Origin of the sequence: Caballeronia sp. LZ028 (assembly GCF_031451415.1) — a bacterium.
Lineage (GTDB): Bacteria > Pseudomonadota > Gammaproteobacteria > Burkholderiales > Burkholderiaceae > Caballeronia > Caballeronia zhejiangensis.
On sequence record NZ_JARUXN010000001.1, the window covers coordinates 2,557,129 to 2,581,542 of the forward strand.

Sequence of the window (24,414 nt, forward strand, 5' to 3'; positions counted from 1 at the left end):
ATTGCTTTTCAACGCTAACGCTTCAATGTCTCCCTAAGTACATAAGCGAAAGGGCTTCGCCGGAGGAGCCTGTAAAGCGCGGCACAAAAAACAATCCGTGGTAGATGAAAGGCAAGAAACCGCTTCTCATTAAATGAAATCAGGAAGCTTAGTCTTTGCTCGTAGAATCGTTGCTGAAGACAGCAATGTATGGCGTCGTCTTCCGTTATCTCAACACGCATCTCACCCCCTGAAGCTATCCAACTGTCGGCGACGCTGTCCCGGTTCTCACTGGCATATGGAGACGCAGGAAAAAGGAGACGTTTTGCGGCTTTTGATTCCTCGCTGTCGTCGATTTCTTTATTACCTGTTACCCAAAGTATGGATTTTCCTAACACTCGCATATATCTACGTATGTTGGCGTCGTGAAGTTCTGTCTGGACCTTCAACCTGAGATAACGTACCGTGGTGGCCATGCTTGAGTGACCAGCTTGGACTTGAGTAGCGATGATGTCACCTCCACCTTCAACGTATGTGTAATTAAGTCTCAGAGTCCTATAATCTCGAATCGTTATGTGCGGGAGGTTATTGCTCTCTAGGAATATCTGCAAATATCTGCTAATTTGGGGGAGATGTGCAATTCGCCGTCCATCGTATCTCAAACGCAACGCACAGAAAATGGATGGATTCCGCCTTTCAAGGAACGCGTCTATGTTCCTGTTGTGCCAAATCAGCAGTTCGATAGCTCTGCACGACAGTTTGTCGTCGGCTCGCCACTCCACTTCTTCAATCTCGATTTGCTGGAATTGGTCCGTCTTTGTTTTTATCCCCGTCAAACGATAACCAGTTCCAATTCGACGAATTCTGCCCGAGTTGAGTGAGACGAGCGTAGAACCGTTCCACCCCGTCTTGATTGCAAGAATTATGAAGCAAGCGATAAGCGAGCGTTGAGTAAGGTAAAACTGTGATAGAGCAACATCGAAAGCGTAACCAGCGGTGGCCTGCAATCCGTATCCGGTGAGAAAGTGTGATAGGCCAAAACCACGTTCGTTGGCGGTTCCAGTGACATACATCTGCTCGTTATGTACGTACGACATCAAAAGCCAATTTACGGCGTCCTGTGGAAGCCGCTTCATCGTGTCGTAGACGGGGATGATGCCGTCGGTATATCGCTCAAAGATACGCTTCGGCAGCGTTTTAGGTGGCCCAAGTGCGAGAATGGCGTTCATCTTTTCAATACACTCACCATGGTCGTTTAAGACCTGCTCACAAGCAATTAAGTATGTATCCATCAGCGAACGAAGTTTTGACGTCGCTTTCTCGTAGAAATCGACATCACTACTTGCTGAGATTACTTTCAAGCTATCCAGGACGTTATGAGATGCGGGAGCATCGTCTCTGTTCGCGACAAAAGGAGTTACTCGATATCCATGTGCTGCGTCACAGAAATTCTGCCCATTTTTAAGACGTGCCAAGCTGTAGCTTGTGAATACTTTGAATGACGTATAGAGACTGTTTCGCGATTTTTTATTGGGTAACAACGTGTCGACTAAGGAAAAGAGATTGGATACGTCTTCTACTTCCAACTCCGCTGCCGGGGTCGATAGCAGTCTCTTTCCATCCGTTGTTTTTACTAATTTTCGAAGAACTGCTATGACTTGGTAGAAGGATGAATGTTGAATAATCTCAGGAGCACCTGAAAGCGCTTCTGACAACAATCCCCCTGATTTAAGACCAAGGGCATCAAAATCAATTATTTTTAGATACTCGGTCCTCACCCCATGGACCATCGCCGTTGTGGTTATTTCGACGTAATTATCACCGATTGGTAGCTTGAATTTGGCAAAAAAGAATGCGGCTATTTCCGCAATTTTTTTGCCACCACGGATAAGTCTGGGACAGTACGAAATAAAGCTCGCGAACCCTTTCAAGGTAATTATTTTCGATTCAGGTTTCCCAGAATAATTTCGATTTGCGAGTAACAGCAGAGATTGGATTTTCGACGCGCTAATACTCTCCGGCGGGGAAGACAAAATTTCTTGTCCCTTTGGGCTCTTCGAGATAACACGGAATACTATGTTGAATGCATGGAACGTTTCGCTGTCTACTTCTTGTGGCGAGAGTTTTATCGCAAGTTCCAAGATGCTACCCGGAACTAACCCAAACTCCGCGCGCTTTAGCTCTCGAAACATCGCGTTTCCTTGGGCGTCGACCGTTTGAATCACGTATCCATCATCTGTACATTTTGCATGAACGCGGCGGAACTGCGTGCCCCAGAGCGGGCCGCGGAATGAGCTATGGCTCCAGACATCGCGAAACGTAAGCTGTTTTTCTGTCCGGGTAATCATCGTAGTCGCTCCAGCGTCGGAAGCCCATCATGTAACCTTTATGGGCCGTTCATTCAGTAAGTCAATGACCGTCAGCCTACATAACAGCTTGTATTCGCCGCGCGAATGCGACTTGATGTAGAGCGGCATCGCGCCGGCAAATTCGCCGCCGCGCTTCAGTATCAGATGATGCGCGCGCCAGCCGGTGCGCTTGACGGCGCACTCCGTCTCCTGCAACGCCGAGAGAAACGCGTGACGCACGAACGGGTTTTCGCCGGCGAGCCGGTTCCAGTCGTCGGCGGCGATGTCGGCGAGCGCATCGACCACATGAATTTCGACCTCGCGATTCAACAGGCTACCTCGCTGTGATTGACCGACGAGCACGCCCGAACCATCGCAGAGCGCGCCCGAAAGCGGCTATTCTCGCGCAAGTCGCAGCGGCGCGCCGATGCGGACAAAACGCCCCGGCGCGGTGCTTTCGGCGATAATGCGCGGCAAATCTTTCATCGTTCTTCCATGCCCTGGTTTCTGTACCTGATCGAATGCGCCGACGGCAGCCTCTACACGGGCATCGCGACGGACGTCGAGGCGCGCTTCACCGCGCACGCGAGCGGCAAGGGCGCGCGCTACACGCGGGCGCGAAAGCCGGTGCGCGTGCTGGCGTCGTTCGAACTGGCGGGGAAATCGGAGGCGCTGCGCGCGGAATATCGCGTCAAGCAACTGACCGCGCAGCAGAAGCGCGCGTTGATTGCGGGGGAAAGGACGCTGGAGTCGTTGTTGCCTCAGACCGAAGCAAGCGAAGAAGAATAAAAAACGCCGCCGCGTGGGTGACACGCGGCGGCGTTTTGTCGGAGAACGCGTTTACTTCTTGTAGTTCGCGACGCCTTCCGAGATTTCCTTGTGCGCGGCGTCGATGCCGGCCCAGCCTTCGACCTTCACCCACTTGCCCTTTTCGAGCGCCTTGTAGTTCTCGAAGAAGTGCTTGATCTGGTCTTTCAGATACTCGGGCACGTCGTCGATCGACTTGATGTTCGCCGTCATCGGGCAGACCTTGTCGTGCGCCACCGCGACGAGCTTCGCGTCCACGCCCGATTCATCGGTCATCTGCAGCATGCCGACCGCGCGCGCGCGCACGACCGAGCCCGCCAGCAGCGGATACGGCGTGATGACGAGCACGTCGACCGGGTCGCCGTCGCCGGAGAGCGTCTGCGGAATGAAGCCGTAGTTCGCCGGATAGCGCATGCCGGTGCCGACGAAACGGTCGACGACGAGCAGGCCCATGTCCTTGTCCGCTTCGTATTTGACCGGATCGCTCTGCGCGGGAATTTCGATGATGACGTTGAAATCGTGCGGGAGATCTTTGCCGGGAGGTACGTTGTTGAAGCTCATGAGCGCTCTCTGGAGAAGTTGAGATCGGAGATGGAATCGCACGGGCGGACGGTGTCTTGCGGCCCGTCGCGCCTGTCTGCGCGTGATTTCGCCATTATAGCCAATCGACCCCGCACGCCCGACGCACGTTCCCGGTTGGCGCGATAATCGGTTTCCGGCTCCAGAACATCCGATTTCAGGAGACATGCATGGAAGACGCGAAGCATTTCATCGATAACCGCTGGATCGCGGCATCGGGCAACGAGACGATTCCGGTCGTCGATCCGTCCGATGGCCAGGTCTTCGCGCAGATCGCCCGGGGCACCGCGGCGGACATCGACCGCGCGGTCGCCGCCGCCCGCGCGGCCTTCGACGGCGGATGGGGCGCGACGAGCGCGGCGGAACGCGGGCGCATCCTCGCGCGCCTGTCGATGCTGATCGGCGCGTGCCACGAGGAGATCGCGCAGGTCGAGGCGCGCGACACCGGCAAGCCGCTGAAGCAGGCACGCGCCGACGCCACCGGCATCGCGCGGTATTTCGAGTTTTACGCGGGCGCCGCCGACAAGCTCCACGGCGAAACCCTGCCCTATCAGCACGGCTACACCGTGCTCACGATCCGCGAGCCGCACGGCGTGACCGGGCATATCGTGCCGTGGAACTATCCGCTGCAGATTTTCGGGCGCAGCGTCGGCGCGGCGCTCGCCACGGGCAACGCGTGCGTCGTGAAGCCGGCGGAGGACGCGTGCCTGTCGCTGTTGCGCATCGCGGAACTGGCGGCGGAAGCCGGCCTGCCGGATGGCGCGCTCAATATCGTCACCGGATACGGTCACGAAGCGGGCGCGGCGCTCGCGCGGCATCCGGGCATCGATCACATCTCGTTCACCGGCTCGCCCGCGACGGGCGCGGCCGTCACGAAGATGGCCGCCGACAATCACGTCCCCGTCACGCTGGAACTCGGCGGCAAGTCGCCGCAAATCGTATTCGCCGATGCCGATTTCGACGCCGCCCTTCCCGTGCTCGTCGCCGCGATCGTGCAGAACGCCGGACAGACGTGCTCGGCGGGCAGCCGCGTGCTGATCGAGCGCGCGGCGTACGAACCCTTGCTGGATCGTCTCTCGGAGGCGTTCGCGGCGCTGAAGGTCGGTCCGAGCAAGCTCGATCTCGACTGCGGCCCGCTCATCAGCGCGAAGCAGCAGCAGCGCGTGTGGGATTTTCTGTCCGATGCGCAGCACGACGGCATTCCGATGGCCGCGCACGGCGAAGTCGTCGGCGATGCGCCCGAAGCGGGCTTCTATCAGGCGCCGACGCTGTTGCGCGACGTCCCGCCGACGCATCGTCTCGCGCGCGAGGAAGTGTTCGGCCCGGTGCTCGCCGCGATGCCCTTCGACGACGAAGCCGACGCGCTCCGACTCGCCAACGGCACCGACTACGGGCTCGTCGCCGGCATCTGGACCCGCGACGGCGCGCGTCAGATGCGGCTCGCGCGCCGCGTGCGTTCCGGACAGGTGTTCATCAACAACTACGGCGCGGGCGGCGGCATCGAATTGCCGTTCGGCGGCGTCAAGCATTCGGGACACGGACGCGAGAAAGGCTTCGAGGCGCTGTACGGCTTCACGACGCTCAAGACCATCGCCATCAAACACGGATAAGGAGACACGCATGCGACTGCAAGGCAAAACCGTCATCGTGACGGGCGGCGGCTCGGGATTCGGCGAAGGCATCGCGAAGACGTTCGCGCGTGAGGGCGCGAACGTCGTCGTCAACGATCTGAACGGGCCGGCCGCTGAGCGCGTCGCGAGCGAGATCGCGCTCGCATCGTCGCCGGAGGTGAAGCACGGCCGCGCGATCGCCGTTCAAGGCGATGTGACGCAGCGCGCCGACTGGCAAACGCTCTTCGATGCCGCGATCGGGGACTTCGGCAGCGTGCAGATCGTCGTCAACAACGCGGGCACGACGCACCGTAACAAGCCCGTTCTCGACGTCACCGAGACCGAATTCGACCGCGTCTACGCGGTGAACGTGAAGAGCATCTATTGGAGCGTCGAGCAGTTCGTGCCGTACTTTCGCGAACGGGGCGGCGGCGCGTTCATCAATATCGCGTCGACGGCGGGCGTGCGGCCGCGTCCGGGACTCGTCTGGTACAACGGCAGCAAGGCGGCGGTCATCATCGCGAGCAAGGCGCTCGCGGTCGAACTGGGCGCGGACCGCATCCGCGTGAACTGCATCAATCCGGTGATGGGCGAGACCGCCCTGCTCTCCGAGTTCATGGGCATGGAGGACACGCCCGAGAACCGCCGCAAGTTTCTCGCGACGATACCGCTCGGCCGGCTTTCGACGCCTCAGGACATCGCCAACGCGGCGCTTTATCTCGCATCCGACGATGCCGAGTTCATCACCGGCGTCGCGCTCGAAGTGGACGGCGGACGCTGCGTCTGACGCTTGCCCGCGCACGCCGCGCGCCGTGTGCGGCGAGTGCGGGCATCGGTGCTTTCCCTAGCAGAAACGGGCGTTTTGCGGTGCGGCCGACGGGCTAGAATCCTTACGCGCCTGTAATCGCGAGCGGGCCCGTCCGCTCGCCTGGCGCACACAAAAAATATTGGAGACAAGCATCATGGCCAGCACCGCCAAACCCATGCCGCGCCCCGGCGCGGGCACGCCTTCCGCGTTCGAGGAGGCCACTTACCGAAAGGTCGTCTGGCGTCTCGCGCCGCTTCTGCTGATCTGTTATGTGGTGGCGTATCTCGACCGCGTGAACGTCGGCTTCGCCAAGCTGCAGATGGCCGCCGATTTGCAACTGTCGGATGCCGTGTACGGCTTCGGCGCGGGCATTTTCTTCTTCGGCTACTTCATCTTCGAGATTCCGTCGAACATCATCTTGCATCGCGTCGGCGCGCGCGTGTGGATCGCGCGGATCATGATTACGTGGGGCGTCATTTCGGCGCTCACGATGTTCATCACCACGCCGACGATGTTCTACGTCATGCGCTTTCTGCTCGGCGCGGCGGAAGCGGGCTTCTTCCCCGGCATCATTCTTTATCTGACGTACTGGTTTCCGGCGCAGCGGCGCGGGCGCATCACGACGCTGTTCATGACGGCGATCGCGCTTTCGGGTCTGATCGGCGGGCCGATCAGCGGCTGGATCATGGATGCGTTCCACATGAAGAACGGCTGGCACGGCTGGCAATGGCTGCTGCTGCTCGAAGGCATTCCGTCGATCATCGTCGGCATCGTCGTGTTCCTGAAGCTCGACGATCGTATCTCGAAGGCTTCTTGGCTCACGCAGGAAGAACGCGAACTGCTCGAACGCAACATCGCGGCGGATAACGTCCAGAAGGAAGATCTGTCGCTGGGCAAGATCTTGTCGAGCCCGAAAGTGTGGCTGATGAGCATCATCTACTTCTCGTTCGTGATGGGACTGTATGGCGTGAGCTTCTGGCTGCCGACGATCATCAAGTCGATGGGGATCAAGGATGCGCTGCATGTCGGCCTGCTCTCCGCGATTCCTTATGGCGCGGCGGTGATCGGCATGCTGTACGCGGCGCGCAGCGCGGATCGTTCCGGCGAGCGTCGCTGGCATATCGCGATTCCGGCGTTGATCGGTGCGATCGGGCTGGTGCTGTCGGTGGTGTGGTTCAACAACACGACGCTCGCGATGCTCGGCCTCACGCTCGCCACGATGGGCATTCTCACGACGCTGCCGCTGTTCTGGAGTCTGCCGACGGCGTTTCTTGCCGGCACCGGGGCGGCTGCGGGTATTGCGATGATCAACTCGCTTGGGAATCTCGCCGGGTTTTTGAGTCCTTATCTCGTGGGGTGGTTGAAGCAGGTCACTGCTTCTAATTCGAGTGGGATGTATATGCTCGCGGGTTTTCTCGTTCTTGGGGCTGTGCTTGTGCTTAGTGTGCCGGCGCGGTTGGTTAATCGGTAAGGTTGCGTTCCGCTTTCTTTTTCGCGGCAGCCTGTGATCGCGTCGGTCTGTTGGCACTGCCCTTGTGCAGGGCAGTCCCAATAGACCGACGCGTAATCGCGAGCCGGCGGAAAAGAACGAAACCCGCACCGCAACGATGCACATCCCCCGTGCATGCACCAAAACCTCGCCCGCTAACCCCCATCCCCCGAAGTAAAACTTCCCTGCGATTCCCCGCAAACCCCCGCCATTAGGGCAAAAGACCCCAATTGGCATACCCCTTGCAGAACGCTCCGAGCAATCGTCATTGCTCAAACAACCACATCGGCAAGGGGAACACAGAAATGAAACGACGCAGTCTGCTGAAGTTCGGCTCCATGTCGGGCGCGCTCGCCCTTGCGGGCCAACTTCCGATCACGAAAGCCCACGCCGCCGATACCGGTCCGATCAAGGTCGGCATCCTCCATTCGCTGTCGGGCACGATGGCGATCTCCGAGACGTCGCTGAAAGACACGGCACTCATGACCATCGCCGATATCAACAAGAGCGGCGGCGTCATGGGCCGGCAGATTCAGCCCGTCGTCGTCGATCCCGCTTCGAACTGGCCGCTCTTCGCCGAGAAGGCGCGTCAGCTTCTCACGCAGGACAAGTGCGCGGTCGTGTTCGGCTGCTGGACCTCGGTGTCGCGCAAGTCCGTGCTGCCGGTGTTCGAGGAACTCAACGGCCTGCTCTTCTACCCCGTGCAGTACGAAGGCGAAGAGATGTCCCGCAACGTGTTCTATACGGGCGCCGCGCCGAATCAGCAGGCGATTCCCGCCGTCGAATATCTGATGGGACCGGAAGGCGGCAGCGCCAAGCGCTTCTTCCTGCTCGGCACCGACTACGTGTACCCGCGCACGACCAACAAGATCCTGCGCGCGTTCCTTCACTCCAAGGGCGTGAAAGATGCAGACATTCAGGAGGTCTACACACCGTTCGGACATAGCGACTATCAAACCATCGTCGCGAACATCAAGACCTTTGCCCAAGGGGGAAAGACGACTGTCATCTCTACGATCAACGGCGATTCGAACGTACCGTTCTACAAGGAACTCGGCAACCAGGGCCTGAAAGCGACGGACGTGCCTGTCGTCGCGTTCTCGGTCGGCGAAGAGGAACTGCGCGGCATCGACACGAAACCGCTCGTCGGCCATCTTGCCGCATGGAACTACTTCATGTCGGTGAAGAACCCGAACAACTCGAAGTTCGAGAAGGAATTCTTTGCGTACGCAAAGGCGCAGAACCTTCCGGGCGGCGACAAGCGCGTCACCAACGATCCGATGGAAGCGACCTTCGTCGGCATCCACATGTGGAAGCAGGCCGTCGAAAAGGCGAAGAGCGCCGATGTCGACAAGGTCCGCACCGCGATGGTCGGTCAGACCTTCGCCGCGCCTTCCGGCTTCACGCTGACGATGGACGGCAACCATCATCTGCATAAGCCCGTGATGATCGGCGAAATTCGCGGCGACGGTCAGTTCAACGTCGTCTGGAAGACGAAGACCGCCATACGCGCGCAGCCGTGGAGCCCGTATATCGCGGGCAACGAGGGCAAGCCGGATGTCGTCAGCTCGATTCCCGCGTTCCTGCGCCGTCAGCGTGTGCGTGTCGCGTAACGCCTGACGTCGATGCAGCGAGGCCGCGCGTTTCATGCGATGCGCGCGGCCTTTCGAGTTCTAACGGAAAGGCCCACATGACCGGCTCCCTCAAGCGCGCGCTCCTTGCGCTCATCCTCGCGATGACGTCGCTCGCGGCCCACGCGCTCACCAACGACGATCTCGCCCCGCTCGCCGGCGACGACTTCGAAGCCAAGACCGCCGCCATCGACAAGCTCATTGCCAATGCCGATGCGCCTTCCATCGCCGTGCTCGGCGCGCTGTCCGATGGCTCGCTCGTCGCGACCGATAACGGTCACGTCTACATTCAGACCGATGACGGCACGAAGGACGCGATCACCGGCAAGACCGCCGAAGCGCCTGATGCGCAACCGATCACGCTGAACAATCTGCTGCGCACGAAGGTCGCGGGCGCGTTGTCGGGGCTGCAGCTCGCATCGCCCGATACGGCCAAACGCCGCGACGCCATCGCTGCGTTGCTGAAGAACCCGGACGCATCGATGAAGCCGATGATCGACCGAGCCCGCGCAATCGAAAAGGATTCCGAACTAAAGAAGCGCCTCGACACGCTCTGGGCGATGACCGCGCTGCACGATCCCGACGTGAACAGGCGTCTCGAAGCCGCGCAACTCGTCGCGGCGCGCCATGACCTCGACATGTACGAACTGCTGCGCCCGATCGTCGCGAAGAAGGCCGACGGCACGTTCAACGAACCCGACGAACGCGTACGCAACGCGGCTCAGGAAGGCATCTACGCACTCGATTCGATTCAGCGCCGCAGCGAAATCTTCGGCACGATCTTCGCGGGCCTCTCGCTCGGCAGCGTGCTGCTGCTCGCGGCGCTCGGGCTTGCGATCACATATGGGCTGATCGGCGTCATCAACATGGCGCACGGCGAGTTCCTGATGATCGGCGCCTATGCGACCTATGTCGTGCAGAACCTCGTGCAGCATTACGCGCCCGCCGCGTTCAACTGGTATCCGCTCTTCGCGGTGCCTGCGTCGTTCATCGCCGCGGGGCTCGTCGGCATCGTGCTCGAAAGGCTCGTGCTGAAGCATCTCTACGGACGTCCGCTCGAAACGCTGCTGACGACCTTCGGCATCAGCCTGATCCTGATTCAGGCGACGCGCACGCTCTTCGGCGCGCAGAACGTGCAGGTGACGAATCCCTCGTGGATGAGCGGCGGCGTCACCGTGATGCAGAACCTCATCCTCCCGTACAACCGTCTGACGATCCTCGCGTTCTCGCTCGCCGTCGTCGCGATCGCGTGGGGCGTGCTCACGAAGACGCGCCTCGGCCTCTTCGTGCGCGCGGTGACGCAGAACCGCCGCATGGCCGCGTGCGTCGGCGTCAAGACAGCGCGTGTCGATTCGTACGCGTTCGCGTTCGGTGCGGGCATCGCGGGACTCGGCGGCTGCGCGCTCTCGCAGATCGGCAACGTCGGGCCCGATCTCGGCCAGAGCTACATCATCGATTCGTTCATGGCGGTGGTGCTCGGCGGCGTCGGCCAGCTCGCGGGCACGGTGATCGGCGGCTTCGGGCTCGGGCTCGTCAGCAAGGCGGTCGAGCCGTTCTGGGGCGCGGTGCTCGCGAAGATCGCGGTGCTCGTGCTCATCGTGTTGTTCATCCAGAAGCGTCCGCAGGGCATGTTCGCCCTCAAGGGCCGCAGCGCGGAGGCTTGAGACATGACCGCCTCGACCAATGTCGGCACGAACCTCGACGTCACGCCGCAACCCGATCCGGGCGCGGCGCGCGCGGGCTTCGCGCTCGGCCTGCCGCCGCGCGCCGCGCTCTTGCCGAAGAAAGGCTGGCTCGCGTTGATCGCGCTCGTCATCGCGATGAGCATCTTCGTGCCCGTCAGCGCGCTCGTGCTGCCGGAAACGAGCACGTTCCATCTCTCGGCTTATGCGATGACGCTCGTCGGCAAGCTCATGTGCTACGCAATCGGCGCGCTCGCGCTCGACCTCGTATGGGGCTATTGCGGCATTCTGAGCTTGGGCCATGCGCTTTTCTTCGCGCTCGGCGGCTACGCGATGGGCATGTACCTGATGCGCTCGATCGGCCGCGAGGGGACGTATCAAAGCGATCTTCCCGACTTCATGGTGTTTCTCGACTGGCACAAGCTGCCGTGGTACTGGGAGGGCACGGAACATCTCTGGTATGCGCTGTTGCTCGTCGTCCTCGTGCCTGGCGTGCTTGCGTGGGTGTTCGGCTTCTTCACGTTCCGCTCGCGCGTCAAGGGCGTGTATCTGTCGATCATCACGCAGGCGATGACCTTCGCCGCGATGCTGCTTTTCTATCGCAACGAAACGGGCTTCGGCGGCAACAACGGCTTCACCGACTTCAAGCGCATCGCGGGCTTTCCAATCACGCATCCGGGCACGCGCACTGCCCTCTTTCTCATCACGTTCGCGGTGCTCGTGCTCGCGTTTCTCGCGGCGAGATGGATCGTCACGTCGAAGCTCGGGCGAGTCGTCACCGGCGTGCGCGACGGCGAAGCGCGCCTGATGTTCCTCGGCTATAGCCCGCTCGCGTACAAGCTCTTCATCTGGACGGTGTCGGCGGTGTTGTGCGGCATCGCGGGCGCGTTGTATGTGCCGCAGGTCGGCATCATCAATCCGAGCGAGATGTCGCCCGCGAACTCGATCGAAATGGCGATCTGGGTCGCGGTCGGCGGACGCGGCACGCTGATCGGACCGATCGTCGGCGCGTTCGCCGTCAACGGCGCGAAGAGCTTTTTCACCGCCTATTTCGCGGAGTATTGGCTGTTTTTCCTCGGCCTCATCTTCACGCTCGTGCCCTTGCTTCTGCCGAACGGCATCATGGGACTGATTGATCTCGCGCGCCGCAAGAAGGCGCACGGAGACGCTGCCGAATGACTGCACATAACGCATTGATCGTGGATTTGCCGCCGATTCCGGAGACGAGCCACAAGAACATCAACGTGTCGTCGGGCCTGGGGCATGTGCTCGCGCCCGGCGAGATCGATGTATCGCACGGCACGATCCTCTATCTCGAGGACGTCACCGTGAGCTTCGACGGCTTTCGCGCGCTGAACAAGCTGACGTTGTCGATCGATGTGGGCGAGTTGCGCTGCGTGATCGGCCCGAACGGCGCGGGCAAGACGACGATGATGGATGTCATCACCGGCAAGACACGTCCCGACGACGGCAAGGTTTTTCTCGGGCAGACGTTCGATCTCACGCGCATGTCGGAGCCGGTGATTGCGCGCACGGGCATCGGGCGCAAGTTTCAGAAGCCGACTGTGTTCGAGAATCATCCGGTGTGGGAGAACCTCGAACTCGCGATGAAGACGGACAAGCGCTGGTTCGCATCGTTGAGGGCGCGGCTGGATGGTGCCGCGCAGGCTCGCATCGAAGAGACGCTCGAGCTGATTCGCCTTCAGCATCAGGCGACGCGGCTTGCGGGCGAGTTGTCGCATGGGCAGAAGCAGCGGCTCGAAATCGGCATGTTGTTGATGCAGCAGCCTGCTCTCTTGCTGCTCGATGAGCCTGCGGCCGGCATGACCGATCATGAAACGATGGAACTCGCGGAGTTGCTCAACAAGCTGCGTGGGTCGTGTTCGATGATGGTCGTCGAGCATGATATGGAGTTTGTTGCTGCGCTTTCGGGGGATAGCGGGAAGGTTACTGTTATGGCTGAGGGGAGTGTTCTTGCCGAAGGCACGCTCGATGACGTCAAACGGGACGAGGCCGTTATTGAGTCTTATCTTGGGCGTTAGTGTTTTATGTCGGCGTGGGTCGTCGTGGAAGCCTGTTTTCTTAGTGGTCTATTAGCACTGCCCCTGTGCGGGGCAGTGCTAATAGACCGACGCGATCACAGGATTCCACGCAAGCGTAAGCAAACAAGCGCAGACCAAGAGACAAAGCAAATGCTAGAAGTCGAAAACCTGAACCAATACTATGGCGGCAGCCACATCCTCCGCGATGTGAAACTCACCGTCCCCGATGGAAAACTCACCGTCCTGCTGGGCCGCAACGGCGTGGGCAAAACGACGCTCCTTCGCTGCCTGATGGGTGTCGTCCCGACAAAAAGCGGCACCATCGCCTGGCGCGGCAACAAGCTCTCCTCGATGCCCACCCACGCGCGCGTCGCAAACGGCCTCGCCTACGTGCCGCAAGGCCGCGACATCTTCGGCCGTCTCACCGTCGAAGAAAACCTGCTCGTCGGAGCAGCGAGCCGCAAAGCGCCATCGAAGATTCCCGATCACATCTACGCGCTGTTCCCCGTCCTCAAAGACATGAAGAACCGCCGAGGCGGCGATCTCTCCGGCGGTCAACAACAGCAACTCGCAATCGGCCGCGCGCTGATGAGCGAGCCGCAACTGCTCATCCTCGACGAGCCGACCGAAGGCATTCAGCCATCGATCATCCGCGATATCGGCCGAACGCTTCGGCAACTCGTCGACGAAATGGGCATGACCGTCCTGCTCGTCGAGCAGTATTACGACTTCGCGCGCGAACTCGCCGATCGATACTGGGTCATGAGCCGCGGCGAAATCGTCGCGGGCGGCGCGGGCTCGGAAATGGACGCGCATGGAGTGCGCGAGCTGATCGCCGTATGATCGAGGCTCCGCTCTAGAAGAACGCATCGCTCATGCACCACGAATCGCACGCAACACTCGCCGATCCGAACATCTGGCGCGGCTCGCTCGAACTCGGCTACGCGCGTCAGCACGGCCGCACCGTCTGCGTTCATCGCAAGCACGAAGGCCCATTGCGGCTGCAACGGCCGCTCTATCCCGAAGGCGATATCTGTCATTCGGTGATCGTGCACCCGCCCGGCGGCGTCGCGGGCGGCGATCGTCTTTCCATCGACGTTCGTCTGCACCAAGACACGCACGCCGTCATCACGACGCCCGGCGCGACCAAGTGGTACAAGGCCAACGGCAAGCTCGCGACGCAGCGCATCGATATCGATCTCGCCGCGCATGCGAAGCTCGACTGGCTGCCGCAAAACAACATCGTGTTCGAATCGTCGAACGTCGAACTCGAATTCAACCTGACACTCGATGAAGGCGCGAGCGCGATCGGCTGGGACGCAATGCTGCTCGGGCGCGCCGCCGCCGGCGAAAAGTGGACGCAAGGGCAAATCAAGGCGACATCGCGTATCGCGCATGGCAATGGTTCGACGCTCTGGTTCGAACGCACGCTGCTCGATGCGCGCGATCCGCTGCGCGACTCCGCTCAAGGTCTCGCGGGCTTCCCCGCTTACGGCACGCTCTGGGCGATCGGCCCCGCATGCGACGATGCCCTCGCCGAGACCCTCGCCGCACATCTTCCCTTCGACGATGAGCTCCGCGCAGGCGCATCGTGCGTCGCGCCGGGCGTGCTGATCGTGCGCGCGATCAGCCGCTCCATGGAACCGCTGCAAAACGCACTCACCGATTGCTGGTCGCGTCTTCGTCCGCTCGTGCATGGCGTCGATGCGCGACCTCTGCGTTTGTGGACTACCTAGTACGCACCAACGAAGCGCACGCGTCTGCACATCCGTTGTGCGCGGCGATATATGCGTAACCGGCAAACGCTGACAGCATAAGAAATAAGCATCGATGGCACGACTCTCGCTTTAAGCCTTCGCTCGAGAGCCGCGCATTCCAACGCGGCCGTTCAAGACCGAAGGATCATCGATGCTCACGACTTTTTCCCGCACGCGGCGCACCGCACTCGTCGCGCTGCTGCTTTCCCTCGCGCCTCTCGCCGCGCATGCCGACGCGCTCGACACCATCGCGAAGAACGGCACGCTGCGCGTCGCCGTGCCCGAAGACTATCCGCCCTTCGGCTCGGTCGGCGCCGACATGAAACCGCAAGGCTACGACGTCGACATGGCCGCGCTGCTCGCCAAGTCGATGAACGTGAAGCTCGAACTCGTGCCCGTCAACAGCGCGAACCGCATCCCGTATCTGACGACCAACAAGGTCGATCTCGTGATCTCGTCGCTCGGCAAGACGCCGGAACGCGAGAAGGTGCTCGACTTCTCGACGGCTTACGCGCCCTACTTCCAAGGCGTGTTCGGCCCCGCCGACATCAAGGTGACGAGCCCCGCCGATCTCACCGGCAAGACCGTCGGCGCCACGCGCGGCGCGCTCGAAGAGATCGCGCTCTCGCAGATGGCGCCCAACGCGACCATCAAGCGCTTCGAGGACAACAACGCGACCATCTCGGCCTTTCTCTCGGGACAGGTGCAACTGATCGCGGCGGGCAACATCGTCGCGGCGGCGATCCTGTCGAAGAATCCGCCGCGCCGGCCGGAAGCGAAGTTCATCATCAAGGATTCGCCGTGCTTCGTCGGCATGAACAAGAACGAGCCGCGCCTGATGTCGAAAGTGGACGACACCATCGCGCAGGCGAAGAAGGACGGCACGCTCGACACGATGTCGAAGAAGTGGTTCAACCAGCCGCTGCCCGCGACCCTTTGATCGGGAGCGCGGCATCGTATGGCCTATGAACTTCAATTCGCCGATCTCGCGCAGTACGCGGGCATGTTCGCGAGCGGCGCGGCGACCACGCTCGCGCTGACCGCCGTCTCGACGGCGCTCGGCGTGTCGGTCGGCGTGCTCGGCGCCGCCGCGCGCAACAGCCGGCATGCGTGGCTCGCGGCGATCGTCGGCGCCTATGTCGAAGCGGTCCGCAACACGCCGTTCATCGTGCAACTGTTCTTCGTGTTCTTCGGCCTGCCCGCGCTCGGCATTCATCTCAGCGAATACGTCGCGGCCATTCTCGCGATGACGCTCAATCTCGGCGCGTACTCGATCGAGATCGTGCGCGCGGGCGTCGCCGCCGTGCCGAAGGGTCATCTCGAAGCGGCGGCATCGCTCGCGATGTCGCGTGGCGAGACGTTCCGTCATGTCGTGTTGCCGCAAGCGCTCGCCAAAGTGTTCCCCGCATTGACGAGCCAGATCGTCATTACGATGCTCGGCTCGGCGGTCGTCTCGCAGATATCGGTGCCCGATCTCACGTATGCCGCGAGCTATATCCAGTCGCGCAACTTCCGCGCGTTCGAGACGTGCTTCTTCATCACGGCCGCGTATCTCGTGATGGCGCTCGCTCTGCGCGCCGCATTGAACGCCATGGGCAAGCGCTTTCTGATGAATCACCGGAGCGCCGCGCGATGATCGAATTCACGCTCGCGCAGATCTTCGAGAACCTGCTGCTCGCGGCGCGCTGGACCATCGTGCTGTCGATCGTGTCGTTCGTGTTGGGCGGCATCGTCGGCTTCGTGCTGCTCGTCATGCGCGTGTCGAAATCGCAAGTGCTGCGCATGCTCGTCAAAGGCTATATCCAGCTCTTTCAGGGCACGCCGCTTCTCATGCAGTTGTTCCTCGTGTTCTTCGGCCTGCCCTTGCTCGGCATCGACGTGTCGCCGTGGCTCGCGGCGAGCGTCGGTCTCACGCTCTTCACGAGCGCGTATCTCGCGGAGATCTGGCGCGGCGCGGTCGAAGCGGTGCCGAAGGGCCAGTGGGAAGCATCGTCGTCGCTCGCGATGAGTTACATGGAGCAGCTTCGTCACGTGATCCTGCCGCAAGCGACGCGCATCGCGGTCGGCCCGACGGTCGGCTTCGCGGTGCAGGCGGTGAAGGACACGGCGCTCGTATCGATCATCGGCTTCACGGAACTGACGAAGGCTGGCACGATGATTTCGAACGCAACTTTCCGGCCGTTTCTCGTGTATGGGCTCGTCGCCGTTATCTACTTCTTGCTTTGCTATCCGCTGACGCGCTATGCGCGCACGCTCGAAAGGAAATGGAATGCCGCTCGTTGAAACCCGCAATCTTCAGAAGCAGTTCGGCGCGAATCAGGTGCTGAAGGGCATCGACTTCGCCGTCGAGCGCGGACAAGTCGTGTCGATCATCGGGCGCAGCGGCTCGGGCAAGAGCACGTTGCTGCGCACGCTCAACGGTCTGGAGAGCATCGACGAAGGCTCGATCGAAATCGACGGCGAGCATATCGATGCGCGTCATGCCGACCTGCGCGCGCTGCGGCTGAAAGTCGGCATGGTGTTTCAGCAGTACAACCTCTTTCCGCATCTCACCGCGGGCGAAAACGTGATGCTCGCGCAGACCGTCGTCAGGAAGATCCACAGGGCGAAGGCGCGCGCGACGGCGCATACCGTGCTCGAACGCGTCGGTCTCGGCGACAAGTTCGATGCTTTTCCCGATCAGCTTTCGGGCGGTCAGCAGCAACGCGTCGCGATCGCGCGCGCACTTGCGATGAAGCCGACCGTGCTGCTCTGCGATGAGATCACATCGGCGCTCGATCCCGAACTCGTCGGCGAAGTGCTAGCGGTCGTCGAAGACCTCGCGCGCGACGGCATGACGCTCATCATGGTCACGCACGAAATGCGCTTCGCGCGCAAGGTGAGCGACAAGGTCGTGTTCATGCATCAGGGGCGCGTGTGGGAATCGGGCGCGCCGGACGCCATCTTCGAGCGGCCGTCGACCGTGGAGTTGCAGCGCTTCATCCAGTAAGCCGAAAGCCGACCGAAAGCCCCTTAAAAGCGCATGAGACGCGGCATTCCGGTGCTAGCATTGCAAAGCCCGAAACACTTTTCTCCATAGAAGAAGCCCATGAAACTCACGCCCAGAGAAAAGGACAAGCTGCTGATCTTCACAGCGGCCCTGCTCGCCGAGCGTCGCCGCGCGCGCGGCCTCAAGCTCAATCATCCGGAAGCGGTCGCGTTCATATCGGCGGCATTGATGGAAGCGGCGCGCGACGGCAAGACCGTCGCCGAAGTCATGCACTACGGCACCACGCTGCTCACGCGCGACGACGTGATGGAAGGCGTGCCCGAGATGATTCCCGACATCCAGATCGAAGCGACCTTCCCCGACGGCACCAAGCTCGTCACCGTTCATCATCCGATTCCCTGACACCATGATCCCCGGCGAATATTTCATCGACGATGGCGAGCACGAGCTCAATGCGGGCCGCGAGACGGTTACGGTCGTCGTCGCGAATCATGGCGACCGGCCGGTGCAGGTCGGCTCGCACTTCCACTTCTACGAAGTCAACGCGGCGCTCAAATTCGAGCGCGAGAAGGCGCGCGGCTTCCGATTGAACATCGCGGCGGGCACGGCAGTCCGCTTCGAACCCGGTCAGGAACGCACCGTCGAACTCGTCGCGCTGGCCGGCGATCGCCATGTGTACGGCTTCAACGCGCTCGTCATGGGCCCGCTCTAAAAAAGGACAGATATGACGCTACGCATCGGCCGCCGCGCTTATGCGGAAATGTTCGGCCCGACCACCGGCGACCGCGTGCGCCTCGCCGACACCGATCTCATCATCGAAGTGGAACGCGACTTCACGACCTACGGCGAAGAAGTGAAGTTCGGCGGCGGCAAGGTGATTCGCGACGGCATGGGCCAGTCGCAGCGCCCCGCCGCCGACGTCGTCGATACCGTCGTGACCAATGCGCTGATCCTCGATCACTGGGGCATCGTGAAGGCCGATATCGGCATCAAGGGTGGACGCATCTTCGCCATCGGCAAGGCGGGCAATCCGGACATTCAGCCGAACGTGAACATCGCGATCGGCGCGGCGACGGAAGTGATCGCGGGCGAAGGCATGATCGTGACGGCGGGCGGCGTCGATACGCACATTCACTTCATCAGCCCGCAACAGATCGACGAAGCGCTCGCGAGCGGCGTCACGACGATGCTCGGCGGCGGCACCGGCCCCGCGACCGGCACCAACGCGACAACCTGCACGCCGGGCCCGTGGCACATGGAGCGCATGCTGCAGGCCGCCGACGGCTGGCCCGTCAATCTCGGCTTTCTCGGCAAAGGGAACGCGAGCCTGCCGGAGCCGCTGATCGAGCAGGTGAAAGCGGGCGCGATCGGCCTGAAGCTGCACGAGGATTGGGGCACGACGCCCGCCGCGATCGACAATTGCTTGAGCGTCGCCGACGACACCGACACGCAAGTCGCCATCCACACCGACACGCTGAACGAAGCGGGCTTCGTCGAAACGACCATCGCCGCGTTCAAGGGCCGCACGATCCACACGTATCACACAGAAGGCGCGGGCGGCGGCCATGCGCCGGACATCATCAAGGTCGCGGGCGAATCGAACGTGCTGCCCTCTTCCACGAATCCGACGCGCCCCTACACCGTCAACACGCTCGATGAGCATCTCGACATGCTGATGGTGTGCCATCACCTCGATCCGTCGATCGCGGAAGACATCGCGTTCGCGGAATCGCGGATTCGTCGCGAGACCATCGCGGCCGAAGACATCCTTCACGATCTCGGCGCGCTGTCGATGCTTTCTTCGGATTCCCAAGCAATGGGCCGCGTCGGTGAAGTCATCATTCGCACATGGCAGACCGCGCACAAGATGAAGGTGCAGCGCGGCGCGTTGCCCGAAGACAGCACGCGTAACGATAATTTCCGCGCGAAGCGCTATGTCGCCAAGTACACGATCAATCCGGCAATCACGCACGGCATCGCGCATGAAGTCGGCTCGATCGAGCCGGGCAAGTGGGCCGATCTGGTGTTCTGGGAACCCGCGTTCTTCGGCGTGAAGCCCGCGATGATCGTCAAGGGCGGCATGATCGCGGTCGCGCAAATGGGCGACCCGAACGCGTCCATTCCGACGCCACAGCCGGTGCATTATCGCGAGATGTTCGCGACACGCGGCGGCGCACTCGGCAAGACGTCGCTGACATTCGTATCGCAGATGGCGATGGAGGCGCGCATCGCGGATCGTTATGGCTTGCAAAAGCAGATCGTCGCGGTCAGGAACTGCCGCAATGTGACGAAGGCCAACATGATTCACAATGCATGGCAGCCGTCCATCAGCGTCGATCCGCAGACCTATCAGGTGATCGCCGACGGACAATTGCTCACATGCGATCCCGCCACCGTTCTGCCGATGGCGCAGCGTTACTTCTTGTTCTGATATGCGTACCATCGACAAACGTCTGACCGCGAAGCTTGCCGACGTCCTCAAAAAACGCGCGCCCACGCTGACTCTTCCCTTCGATGCGCGCTGCAAGAGCCGCCTCGCCGCCACGCTCGACAACGGCGAGGAAGTCGCCCTCGTCATGCCGCGCGGCACCGTGCTCGCGGATGGCGACATGCTCGTCGCCGACGACGGCGGCTTCGTGCGCGTCGTCGCGGCGGCGGAGGACGTGCTCATCGTGCGTGCGCCGAGCGTGCGTCTCTTGACGCGTGCGGCCTATCACCTCGGCAACCGGCATACGCCGGTCGAAGTCGGCGCGGAGTATCTGAAGCTCGAAGCCGATCCCGTGCTCGAAGACATGCTGAAGCGCTTAGGCGTGCTCGTCGCGCACGAATCGCAGCCGTTCCAGCCCGAAACGGGCGCGTACGGCGGCGGACACAAGCACGGCCACGACGAGACGTTCAGCGAAGACTACGCGCTCGCGCAGAAGGTATTCGACGAGCATCACGGGCACGATCACGATCATTCGTCGTGCGGCCACGATCATGGTCACGATCACGGTCATCATCACCACGGCCATGCGCATCGCTGAGCTCACCGCGCTGTTGCATCTCGCGTCGCCGGCATTGCCGATCGGCGCGTTCAGCTATTCGCAAGGGCTCGAAGCGGCGATCGAGCACGGCCTGATCCACGACGGCGACAGCGCGCGCGACTGGATCGCGAGCGGCCTTTCCAGCGTGCTCGCGCGCGGCGAATTGCCGATGCTCGCGCATCAGATCGAACACTGGCGTTCGCACGACGAAGCCGCGCTGAGCGCCGCGAACGATGAATACATCGCGAGCCGCGAATCGGCGGAATTGAGACGCGAAACGGAGCAGATGGGCTGGTCGCTCGCGCAGTTGTGCGTGTCGCTCGAATGGGGCGACGAAGCACGCCGCGCGACGCTCGCCGCGATCAAGCCGATCGCGCAGCCGACCGCCTTCGCGTTCGCCGCGTTCGCGCACGATGCGGCACCCGACGCCGCGCTCGCGGCCTACGCATTCAGCTGGGTCGAGAATCAGGCGGCCGCCGCGCTCAAGGCCGTGCCGCTCGGCCAGCTCGCGGGACAGCGCATCATCGTCGCGTTGCGCGAGCCGATCGATGCCGCCGTGCGCCGCGCGCTCGATACAGCGCCTCAACACATCAACACCTTCGCACCGCAGCTCGGCGTTTTGTCCGCGCGGCACGAATCGCAATATTCGCGGCTTTTCCGCTCCTGAACCGACACTCCATGAACGCTCCCGCTTACTCTTCCGCCGCTCGCCGAACCAAGAAACTGCCGCCGTTGCGTGTCGGTGTCGGCGGGCCGGTCGGCTCCGGCAAGACCACGCTGCTCGAAATGCTCTGCAAGGCGATGCGCGAGAAATACGATCTCGTCGCCATCACCAACGATATCTACACGAAGGAAGATCAGCGCCTGCTGACCGTCGCGGGCGCGCTGCCGGCCGAGCGCATCATGGGCGTCGAGACGGGCGGCTGCCCGCATACGGCAATCCGCGAAGATGCGTCGATCAATCTCGAAGCCGTCGATCGCATGGTGTCGAAGTTTCCGGATGCGGATATCGTGTTCATCGAATCGGGCGGCGATAACCTCGCGGCGACTTTCAGCCCCGAACTCTCCGATCTGACTATCTACGTGATCGATGTCGCGGGCGGCGAGAAGATTCCGCGCAAGGGCGGGCCTGGCATCACGAAGTCGGATCTGCTCGTCATCAACAAGACCGATCTAGCGCCTCACGTCGGCGCGAATCTCGACATCATGGCGAGCGACGCGAAGAAGATGCGCGGCGAGCGGCCCTTCGTGATGTGCAATCTGAAGGCGCTCGATGGGCTCGACGAAGTCATCCGCTTCATCGAGAAGAAGGGTTTGCTGCTGGCTTGACGCGGAAAATCGCGTGACGACAGCGCGTTACGGCAGCGCGATCGAATTCGATATCGAGACCGCGTTCTCGCCGACCTGCACGAAGTCGCGCTTCATCGCGACTTGCCATTGCAGGAAGTTGCGGCTGTTCGATTCGCCGGGAAGCATCCAGTCGTGCAGCTCGATGATGATGACCGGAAACATGTTCAGCGCATCGCAATGGCGCGAGAACAGGTCGGCCTCCGCGCCTTCGATGTCGATCTTCAGGATGAACGGCGTCGTGCCGGACGGCATCACGTCTTCGAGCGTGAGCGCATCGACGGCATAGCCTTTCTCGGTGGGCTGCTCCGCGGTGCGAAACGCCCACTCGCCGCCGCCCGGATCGTTCAGATAAAGCGTGCCGCGCTTGGCCGCGATCGCGGCGTTGAGCGGTTTGATCGACGGAAACGCCTGTGCATTCTTGTTGAGCAGCGCGAAATTCGATATGTCCGGCTCGATGGCGACGATCTTCGCTTTCGGATAAGTGAGCGCGTGCCACACTGCGGCGGCGCCGATGTTGGCGCCCGCATCGACGATCAGCGGATTTTCGCAAGCCTCATAGAACGCGGCGATTTCCTTCGCGCGCATGAGATGATCCGTCGCGTATTCGCGAAGAAAGAAGATCTGCCGACAAACCGAGCGATCCGCCGGACAAGGCCGGTATTCGAAGCGCCGATTGCCGGGAAGAATCAGGCCATGCGCGCCGTAACGGACGGTGCCCCATGCATCGGTCGGTCCTGGGGATGGCCGCAGCAGGCGCAACAGTCTTGGCGGCAACATGTCCTTGACGACGGACTTGATGAGATCTTGCATGCGCGTCCTCGAAGAAAATTGGAAGCACGTTCGCAGGCACCCGGCCGCTTGTTATGCGTTCGAAAGGATCGGCTTGAGGAAGTTCATTATCCTCCGAACTTACTTCGCAAGATTCATCTGAGGAAAAGCGCAGTTGGCGGCAGGAAACAGCGAGATCGCGTCGGATCACTTCGCCGCGTCGCTGTCCTCTTCGAGCAGCGCGCTCAGCACGCTCACGGTACGCTCCGTCGCGCCGCGATGCCGCGCCGCGAACGCCGAAGCCGCCGCGCTCATCGCGAGACGCCGCGCCTTGTCGCCGAAGATCTCGCGCAGACCGCGCGCGAGTTCCTGCGGATCCTGCACGCGCAACGCCGCGCCCGCCGCGATCGCATCGTTGGTCGCCTGCGTGAAGTTGAACGTGTGCGGGCCGATCAGCACCGGCACACCTGCCGCGCACGCTTCGATCAGATTCTGCCCGCCGAGCGGCAACAGACTTCCGCCGATGAACGCCAGATCCGCGGCCGCATAATACGCGCCGAGCTCGCCCATCGAATCGCCGAGCAAGACCTGCACGCTCGCCGGCAACGGCTCGGGCACGTCCGCGCCCGAGCCCGCCGCGACGGGCTTCGGCGCCCACACCGACCGGCGCGCGCTCGTCAGCCCGAGACTCGCGATCAGCGCGGACACTTCGTCGAAACGCTGCGGATGACGCGGCACGAGAATCAGCAACGCATCGGGCAGGTTGAGGGCCGAGAATGCGCGCAGCACGAGCGTTTCCTCGCCCGCGCGCGTGCTCGCCGCGACCCACACGGGCCGCTCGCCGATCGCCGCGCGCCACGCGTGACCGCGCGCGATCAGTTCGGGCGGCGCGGTCATGTCGAACTTCAGATTGCCGAGCACGGCGACATTGCGCGCGCCGAGCGCGGTGAGCCGCTCGGCATCGGACGGCGTCTGCGCGAGCACACGCGAAAAGCCGCCGAACACCTCGCGCACGGCGCGCCCGAACTTCGCCGCGCGCCGGTACGAACGTTCCGACATGCGCGCGTTCGTCAAGACGAGCGGCACGTCGGCGCGTTTGCATTCGTCGATGAGCGTCGGCCAGACTTCGGTTTCCATCACGATGCCGAGCGACGGCCGCCACGCGCGCAGAAAGCGCCGCACGAGAATGGGCAGATCGTAGGGAAGATAGCTGCGCAACACGCGGTCGCCGAAAAGCTCGACGCCGGTCGCGCGGCCGCTCGGCGTCATGTGCGTGAGCAGCACGCGCGCTTCGGGATGCGCTTTCATCAGCGCGTCGATGAGCGGCTGCGCCGCGCGCGTCTCGCCCACGGACACCGCGTGCACCCAGATGAGCGGCGCGAGATCGTCGGCGCGGCGCGGCGCGATGTGGCCGAAACGCTCGCCGATATGCTCGCGATAACCGCGCTCCTTTCGCGAACGGATGTAGAGCCGCAGCACCGCGAGCGGCGCGACGATCCACCAGAGCGCGCGATAGACGAGCCGGAGCACGGAAGCCGATGCGCCCGGC

The 24,414-nt window shown here is 62.0% G+C and carries 25 protein-coding genes; 20 read left to right on the forward strand and 5 right to left on the reverse strand.

The window, feature by feature from the left end:
* Positions 1 to 14: 14 nt before the first annotated feature.
* On the reverse strand, positions 15 to 2,327 hold the full coding sequence (locus QCE58_RS12125) for a hypothetical protein (RefSeq protein WP_250521346.1): 2,313 nt from the start codon (positions 2,325 to 2,327) through the stop codon (positions 15 to 17).
* Positions 2,328 to 2,354: 27 nt separating this feature from the next.
* Positions 2,355 to 2,657, reverse strand: a complete 303-nt coding sequence (locus QCE58_RS12130) for a peptidogalycan biosysnthesis protein (protein ID WP_409014107.1) — start codon at positions 2,655 to 2,657, stop codon at positions 2,355 to 2,357.
* A gap of 165 nt (positions 2,658 to 2,822) precedes the next feature.
* Here QCE58_RS12130 and QCE58_RS12135 point away from each other — a divergent pair, with 165 nt between their 5' ends.
* Positions 2,823 to 3,116 (forward strand): GIY-YIG nuclease family protein, encoded by a 294-nt coding sequence (locus tag QCE58_RS12135; protein WP_008342455.1) that lies wholly within the window; start codon positions 2,823 to 2,825, stop codon positions 3,114 to 3,116.
* 51 nt (positions 3,117 to 3,167) lie between these two features.
* Here the strand turns inward: QCE58_RS12135 and ppa are convergent, their stop codons facing one another.
* A complete protein-coding gene (gene ppa / locus QCE58_RS12140) occupies positions 3,168 to 3,695 on the reverse strand; it encodes an inorganic diphosphatase (RefSeq protein WP_008342456.1) in 528 nt (175 codons plus the stop codon).
* A 188-nt stretch (positions 3,696 to 3,883) separates the two neighbouring features.
* On the opposite strand from ppa, the gene QCE58_RS12145 reads away from it, so the two are divergent.
* From QCE58_RS12145 to ureG, 19 genes are all read left to right on the forward strand, one after another.
* On the forward strand, positions 3,884 to 5,323 hold the full coding sequence (locus tag QCE58_RS12145) for an aldehyde dehydrogenase family protein (RefSeq protein ID WP_008342457.1): 1,440 nt from the start codon (positions 3,884 to 3,886) through the stop codon (positions 5,321 to 5,323).
* A 10-nt stretch (positions 5,324 to 5,333) separates the two neighbouring features.
* On the forward strand, positions 5,334 to 6,110 hold the full coding sequence (locus QCE58_RS12150; RefSeq protein ID WP_250521347.1) for an SDR family oxidoreductase: 777 nt from the start codon (positions 5,334 to 5,336) through the stop codon (positions 6,108 to 6,110).
* A gap of 175 nt (positions 6,111 to 6,285) precedes the next feature.
* Complete coding sequence (locus QCE58_RS12155) at positions 6,286 to 7,602, forward strand: MFS transporter (RefSeq protein WP_008342460.1); 1,317 nt, start codon at positions 6,286 to 6,288, stop codon at positions 7,600 to 7,602.
* A gap of 323 nt (positions 7,603 to 7,925) precedes the next feature.
* Positions 7,926 to 9,233, forward strand: coding sequence for an urea ABC transporter substrate-binding protein (gene urtA, locus QCE58_RS12160; RefSeq protein WP_008342462.1), 1,308 nt, complete (start codon positions 7,926 to 7,928; stop codon positions 9,231 to 9,233).
* Between the two features lie 77 nt (positions 9,234 to 9,310).
* Positions 9,311 to 10,915 (forward strand): urea ABC transporter permease subunit UrtB, encoded by a 1,605-nt coding sequence (gene urtB, locus QCE58_RS12165; protein WP_250521348.1) that lies wholly within the window; start codon positions 9,311 to 9,313, stop codon positions 10,913 to 10,915.
* 3 nt (positions 10,916 to 10,918) lie between these two features.
* Positions 10,919 to 12,112, forward strand: coding sequence for an urea ABC transporter permease subunit UrtC (gene urtC, locus QCE58_RS12170; RefSeq protein ID WP_250496942.1), 1,194 nt, complete (start codon positions 10,919 to 10,921; stop codon positions 12,110 to 12,112).
* Positions 12,109 to 12,975, forward strand: a complete 867-nt coding sequence (gene urtD, locus QCE58_RS12175) for an urea ABC transporter ATP-binding protein UrtD (RefSeq protein ID WP_008342468.1) — start codon at positions 12,109 to 12,111, stop codon at positions 12,973 to 12,975. Before urtC ends, urtD begins: the two co-directional genes overlap by 4 nt.
* Positions 12,976 to 13,125: 150 nt before the next feature.
* Complete coding sequence (urtE, locus tag QCE58_RS12180) at positions 13,126 to 13,818, forward strand: urea ABC transporter ATP-binding subunit UrtE (RefSeq protein WP_008342470.1); 693 nt, start codon at positions 13,126 to 13,128, stop codon at positions 13,816 to 13,818.
* Positions 13,819 to 13,850: 32 nt separating this feature from the next.
* Complete coding sequence (locus tag QCE58_RS12185; RefSeq protein WP_250521349.1) at positions 13,851 to 14,711, forward strand: urease accessory protein UreD; 861 nt, start codon at positions 13,851 to 13,853, stop codon at positions 14,709 to 14,711.
* 172 nt (positions 14,712 to 14,883) lie between these two features.
* Positions 14,884 to 15,672 (forward strand): transporter substrate-binding domain-containing protein, encoded by a 789-nt coding sequence (locus tag QCE58_RS12190; protein ID WP_250521350.1) that lies wholly within the window; start codon positions 14,884 to 14,886, stop codon positions 15,670 to 15,672.
* Between the two features lie 18 nt (positions 15,673 to 15,690).
* The gene (locus QCE58_RS12195; protein WP_034472752.1) at positions 15,691 to 16,368 is read left to right on the forward strand and encodes an amino acid ABC transporter permease; all 678 of its coding nucleotides are present in this window, start codon (positions 15,691 to 15,693) and stop codon (positions 16,366 to 16,368) included.
* Positions 16,365 to 17,015 (forward strand): amino acid ABC transporter permease, encoded by a 651-nt coding sequence (locus QCE58_RS12200; protein ID WP_250518260.1) that lies wholly within the window; start codon positions 16,365 to 16,367, stop codon positions 17,013 to 17,015. Before QCE58_RS12195 ends, QCE58_RS12200 begins: the two co-directional genes overlap by 4 nt.
* Positions 17,002 to 17,721 carry an amino acid ABC transporter ATP-binding protein gene (locus QCE58_RS12205; protein ID WP_008342480.1) on the forward strand — a complete coding sequence of 240 codons (720 nt, stop codon included), beginning with the start codon at positions 17,002 to 17,004 and terminating at the stop codon, positions 17,719 to 17,721. The genes QCE58_RS12200 and QCE58_RS12205 overlap by 14 nt, the downstream gene beginning before the upstream one ends.
* 99 nt (positions 17,722 to 17,820) lie before the next feature.
* Positions 17,821 to 18,123 (forward strand): urease subunit gamma, encoded by a 303-nt coding sequence (locus tag QCE58_RS12210; RefSeq protein ID WP_008342482.1) that lies wholly within the window; start codon positions 17,821 to 17,823, stop codon positions 18,121 to 18,123.
* 4 nt (positions 18,124 to 18,127) lie between these two features.
* Positions 18,128 to 18,433, forward strand: a complete 306-nt coding sequence (locus QCE58_RS12215) for an urease subunit beta (RefSeq protein WP_008342484.1) — start codon at positions 18,128 to 18,130, stop codon at positions 18,431 to 18,433.
* 12 nt (positions 18,434 to 18,445) lie between these two features.
* Positions 18,446 to 20,152, forward strand: coding sequence for an urease subunit alpha (ureC, locus tag QCE58_RS12220; protein ID WP_008342486.1), 1,707 nt, complete (start codon positions 18,446 to 18,448; stop codon positions 20,150 to 20,152).
* A gap of 1 nt (position 20,153) precedes the next feature.
* On the forward strand, positions 20,154 to 20,747 hold the full coding sequence (ureE, locus tag QCE58_RS12225; protein ID WP_008342488.1) for an urease accessory protein UreE: 594 nt from the start codon (positions 20,154 to 20,156) through the stop codon (positions 20,745 to 20,747).
* Positions 20,734 to 21,414, forward strand: a complete 681-nt coding sequence (locus QCE58_RS12230) for an urease accessory protein UreF (RefSeq protein WP_008342489.1) — start codon at positions 20,734 to 20,736, stop codon at positions 21,412 to 21,414. Before ureE ends, QCE58_RS12230 begins: the two co-directional genes overlap by 14 nt.
* An 11-nt stretch (positions 21,415 to 21,425) precedes the next feature.
* The gene (gene ureG / locus QCE58_RS12235) at positions 21,426 to 22,076 is read left to right on the forward strand and encodes an urease accessory protein UreG (RefSeq protein ID WP_034472760.1); all 651 of its coding nucleotides are present in this window, start codon (positions 21,426 to 21,428) and stop codon (positions 22,074 to 22,076) included.
* A gap of 27 nt (positions 22,077 to 22,103) precedes the next feature.
* Here ureG and QCE58_RS12240 read toward each other — a convergent pair whose 3' ends face one another.
* On the reverse strand, positions 22,104 to 22,907 hold the full coding sequence (locus tag QCE58_RS12240) for an FkbM family methyltransferase (protein WP_034472761.1): 804 nt from the start codon (positions 22,905 to 22,907) through the stop codon (positions 22,104 to 22,106).
* A gap of 165 nt (positions 22,908 to 23,072) precedes the next feature.
* Positions 23,073 to 24,395 carry a lipid IV(A) 3-deoxy-D-manno-octulosonic acid transferase gene (waaA, locus tag QCE58_RS12245; protein ID WP_250521369.1) on the reverse strand — a complete coding sequence of 441 codons (1,323 nt, stop codon included), beginning with the start codon at positions 24,393 to 24,395 and terminating at the stop codon, positions 23,073 to 23,075.
* Positions 24,396 to 24,414 lie beyond the last annotated feature (19 nt).